Origin of the sequence: Paraburkholderia dilworthii (assembly GCF_000472525.1) — a bacterium.
In the GTDB taxonomy this organism is placed as follows: Bacteria; Pseudomonadota; Gammaproteobacteria; order Burkholderiales; family Burkholderiaceae; genus Paraburkholderia; species Paraburkholderia dilworthii.
In genome coordinates this window covers 1-4,608 of sequence record NZ_AWZT01000112.1, presented here as the reverse complement: position 1 = coordinate 4,608, position 4,608 = coordinate 1, and the positions used below count along the sequence as shown (strand labels likewise).

The 4,608-nt window shown below is 58.2% G+C and carries 3 protein-coding genes and 1 pseudogene; 1 reads left to right on the top strand and 3 read right to left on the bottom strand.

All coding sequences use genetic code 11. The features are described from left to right. On the top strand, nucleotides 1-210 hold a 210-nt coding region (locus F759_RS43135; RefSeq protein ID WP_027803884.1), incomplete at its 5' end, for a sensor histidine kinase. Between the two features lie 2,270 nt (nucleotides 211-2,480). On the opposite strand, the gene F759_RS42715 is transcribed toward F759_RS43135, so the two are convergent. The 3 genes and pseudogenes from F759_RS42715 to F759_RS39835 form a co-directional block, all read right to left on the bottom strand. Beyond that, complete coding sequence (locus F759_RS42715; RefSeq protein ID WP_027803882.1) at nucleotides 2,481-2,762, bottom strand: amidase family protein; 282 nt, start codon at nucleotides 2,760-2,762, stop codon at nucleotides 2,481-2,483. Between the two features lie 92 nt (nucleotides 2,763-2,854). Next, a pseudogene (locus F759_RS43845) lies at nucleotides 2,855-3,516 on the bottom strand (amidase family protein). Nucleotides 3,517-3,857: 341 nt separating this feature from the next. Continuing rightward, complete coding sequence (locus tag F759_RS39835; RefSeq protein WP_051377593.1) at nucleotides 3,858-4,508, bottom strand: TetR/AcrR family transcriptional regulator; 651 nt, start codon at nucleotides 4,506-4,508, stop codon at nucleotides 3,858-3,860. Nucleotides 4,509-4,608 lie beyond the last annotated feature (100 nt).

Below are 4,608 nucleotides of genomic sequence, written 5' to 3'. Positions count from 1 at the left end.
TGTCTGCTGGAAGTACGGGACGACGGTCAAGGATTCGATCCGCTGGCGACCAGAAAAAAATCGTTCGGACTGGCGGGGATGGAGGAGCGCGTCCTGATGCTGGGTGGTCAAATCGTTGTTGTCAGTTCACCGGGAAACGGCTGCACGATCATCGTGCACCTACCTCTTTTCCATGAGACCGGAGACGCGACTGACGTGATCTACACATGAAGGTCCGCTGCGGAGGGGGATTCAACCGGTGGGTGCAACACACTCTTATGTAGCATTGGGGTAAGGCCCAACCTGGCATGGCCTACGACCAAATGTTGCACGTTAACCTCTACTGAGAAAGCCTGCACGAAGGCACTCGCCGGTTTTATTGTTATGCTCAAAGATGTTCGTGAGCTGCTTATCGGCGTCTTCAAGGACGCGCAGCGTGACGTGAGGGCGTTCGCTGAACCGCAAACTGACGCCGAAGGCGCCATCAAGATCCTCATGCGGGGAGCTTAGGCTGAGTCGTCACGATGAACTTCCAATCGGCGAGCGCTGCGCGGCGATGCGGCGCTGCATGTTCTACGTATGCCGCGCTTTGCAGAATCCGTCGTAGTGCGCCGAAGCCCGCGTACCGAACGATCGCGATATCGTCCCATGCTTCTCGGTCGTGTCCTACCAGAACTCCGCGCATATTGCCGACCCAGAAACAACGAATAATCTTCGCCAGCGGCGGCCCGATTGAAGGCCGGCCGTTTATCGCGACCGATCAGCAATGGCTGCATCCAAGGCTCCTCAAAAGTTCGGCATGCAGGCATCAATGAGCAGACGTGGAATTTGCTTCGAGAACGCACCGATCGAATCATTCGAGGCGCCGGCGCCGGGACGAGCGACCACGTTTTCGCGAAGCGCACACGGCAGGCAACGACAAAATTACGTCCCTCGCGTATTTTTTTGGAGAAGCGAACATGTCGAAAAAGCAGTAAGCATCTGATCTGTACCGCTCCCCGCCTTGCGTAGAAGATGCAATCATCGGCTGCGACGGACCCGAGTGACCGACTCTGTCCACAAAAAGTGATCTGCCGCGAGAACTCTGGACAGGAATGAGTGTGTTAGTGTTTCGGAGCAATTTTCCCAATGCGAGCGGGAGGTTGACGATGGAACGCAAGCAGTACTCAGTCGAGTAGACCGAGGCGGGGTTCAAGCAGGCTGAACTGGGGATGTCGGTGGCAGACCTTGTTCGCCAGCTTGGGTCGCCGTTCCGCGCCTCGATCTCGCGTTTTGCTTTAGCCACAGATTCTAACCAGTGCGCAGTTCAAGCGAGGATAGACACAGCGACTCAGACAGTCGAGTTACCCGCGAGGCGCCAGTACCGACGGCATCCATTGGGACGGAGACGATCTGCCGTGCTTAGGCTTTCCGTCAAATCTGAGCACTGGTTGGTCCGCGTGTTTACGTTCGCTGCCGATGCGCTCGTATCCAGAGCACAAAACCCTCCGGCGGCAACGGCGGCGAGAAAAGGCGCCCTTGGTACAAATGGCAGCCATGGTCGCTCAGAAAGTCGCGCTGAGTGACCTCGCGCATGGCGAGTTGATAGATGTCAAAATTACGCTACGTCTCCTTCTGCAGCGAGATCACGAGGTTTTGTGCGGCATCGTGCGCCTGCGCCATCGCGTCCAATCTCATTTCGTACAACGAGGATACGGTGGCGCCGGTCGTAGCTAGCGTGATTGCAATCCCAGCGAAAAAGAACACGGCGGGTTTTGTGAGGAAGGAGCTCGCGACTCGAATCATGTTCTTCAGAAATGCTCGGAAAGCCTGGCTTAAATGCGAAGACAAACAAGCGCTTCGTTAGTACGTGCTCGCCTGTTCGACGGAATGGCACCTTGAACAGGCGAGCCCCATACTGCAGGTGCAGGCTGAGTACGAACGTCCCTGCAGATGAATGAAGCGGCTGTTTCGTGATCGGGCGAAACCTTGCGCGTTAATCGACACGTTTGGCGAAATCTTTACCCCTTGCCTGTTCGATCGTTTCCTGGTGAGCGACCGGGCTTGAACGACGGGAACAGGACGAAGGCTGGCGGTCCGGGAGGCCCGCCCGCGCCATTCCTTTCGATCGGGTCCCGATGTCTCCCGGGATACCGAACATTCCGAACCACGGGCGACTTTTTCACGATCCCCGAACAACGACCTTCATGCCTGACTATGTCGGGCGGCCTATCCGCCATTGCCGGTTCAGACTCCCCCGTCTCCGCACTGGATGCGCCGAACCTGCCGCCTATGCACCGGCGCACGGTGTCGAACTCACCATCGTGCGCGGCGATCTCCGCCAATCATCGATCAGGCGACCTCGATGTACCTGCAAGGCAACGAGGCAAGCGGGCACGACAGATCATCGCCGAGCGCGGAAAGCGATTCGACGCCACGCTCGCGATCTGTCTTGTCGGCGCCTGCATCAAAGCAGAGCGAATCGCGTAAGTGCAAGCGCGAAGGCCCAATGTGGCTCGTCGCTATTGCGTCTTCGAACGGGCGGCTTCAAACGCATATGCAAAGCCCAGCAATTTCGCATCGTCATTTGCGCGGCCGAGAAAAGACACACCGACGGGCACATTACCTATCGCGATCCCGCCCGTGACAGATATCTCTGGGAAGTCGGTCGACGATGCAATGTATGACGGAGCGTATTCGTCCGACGCGTCGCAAACATACGACGAACCTTTCTTGCCGTGAATCACTGACGCCGGGCAGCTCATCGTCGGAAAGAACAGCGCATCGAATTTGCCGTCGCTCATGATCGTCGCTCATTGCTGCCGAAGCTCGGGGATTGTATGCGTCAAGATCGAGATGTACGTTGGCGAATCCGTCGTCCCGGTGCGGAGATTTTCTACAAGGCTTTATAGCGGTCCCGATTGATCAGCTTCGTGCCGTTGTCCGTGAGAGCGCCCAGCGACGACATGAACGCGCCCATATCCTTCGGCTGACCCGGCGGCAACGATGCCAGGTACGCGTCAAATTGCGGACGGAATTCTGCGAGCCAGACCGGGCCGCGCACGACGCTCCACAAGTTCTCGAAAATCTTCGGCAAGCTCACGTGAATGGCGTGTGCACCTGCATTGTGGAGCGTTTTTTCCGCCTCGAACTTGATACGGTCGACGTCCGGATTGTTACCGTCAAAGTTGTCGAGCACCGCGATCGTGCGACCGCCGAGCGCGCGCGCGTCGAGCGAGGCGGCGAACGGTGTCTGTGTCGACGGCTGTGGAATCTCCTTTGTCGCGGCGTCGGCATTGTCCTCGCCGCGAATGACGTCGGGCACGATCGCCTGATCGCGGACATTGTTGGTGATGACGCCGGCGTAGTCGGCCGTCAGTGATAGCGGAATGAGCCCGCACGGCTCGTCAGTCCAAGCGTCGGTCGCAGGTCTACAGTACCGGTAACGCTGGCCGGCGCGCGAATCGAGCCGCTTGTGTCCGTGCCCAGTGCAAACGGAGCGAAATGCGCGGCAACCGCTGCCGCTGAGCCGCTACCAGAGCCTGATGCGTCACGCAACGGGTTGAATGGATTGACCGTCTGACCGCCGTAGGAACTGTAGCCGAGCCACCATACGACGCGGCCAGCTCAGACATGTTCGTCTTTCCCAGGAGGATGGCGCCATTGCCGAGCAGTCTGTCGCTAATCGAAAGACATGGGTTTTCTCCACGCAGCCTGGCCCGGCCGCGGTTTTGGACTGCCATGGATTCAACTTTCACAATCCGTGTGCGGCTGTCGGTTGCACAAATATGTTTTGTACCCGACTGCCCAATGGGTCATCTCTTGCCTTTGTGGGAAAGCTGAGCGCATCGAGCAGGCGGAGGTTCTGAAGGGCGGCAGCCCGCGCAAGTCCGGAGACATCATGACTGCTCGCGCTTTCGTGTTTTCCCAAAAGCTCGTAAAAATATGTCGGTGCCGCGGAGTGTCCGCTCCTTGATTTCCCTATCGGTTGCCCGCCGCACAACTCCGAACAGGATGCGCGCGTGCAGATCACCTGCCCACAGGCTCACCAGGTCGTGTGCCGCGAGCTCCGGCGAGTCGACGATCAGTTCGTTGCGCGCCGCGGCGTCGCTGATGATGCCGGCCAGTACCGCCACAGTCCGCCCCGGCCCTGCATCGTAAAAGCGCGTCCTTAGCGGCAGGTCTTGGTGCCCGGTCGGCAGCGCGTGCGCCATGCCAGCAACATGGACATTGACAATGATCTTCAGGAATGCCGCGCCGATTGCAGACAGCCGTTCCCGTAAGGGTAAATTTTCGGAACTCGCGGGCGGCAGTACCAGGAGCATCCGGTCCGAAACGTCACTCACGACGGCCTCGAATAACGCTTCCTTGTCCGAGAAATGGCTATAGACCGTCATCTTTGACACCCCCGCCTCTGCGGCGACGGCCTCCATGGTTACGGTGTCGTAGCGCTGCCCGGAGAACAGCCTCGTTGCCGCTTCCACAATGGACGTGTGCTTGGCGGCATCTTTCGGGCGACCGACGCGGCTCTCTGGCGAACTTTTCTGCACGTAATAATTCCTCCTTGCAATTTATGTACTTTATAGTCTAGCATATCGGTTGCTGTACTAATGGGTATAGAAACACATGCGCACGTCAAAGACTAGCAAA

Excerpts from the sequence above, each read along its gene's own strand:
- F759_RS42715 (WP_027803882.1), bottom strand. The coding sequence starts at position 2,762 with ATGAGCGACGGCAAATTCGATGCGCTGTTCTTTCCGACGATGAGCTGC.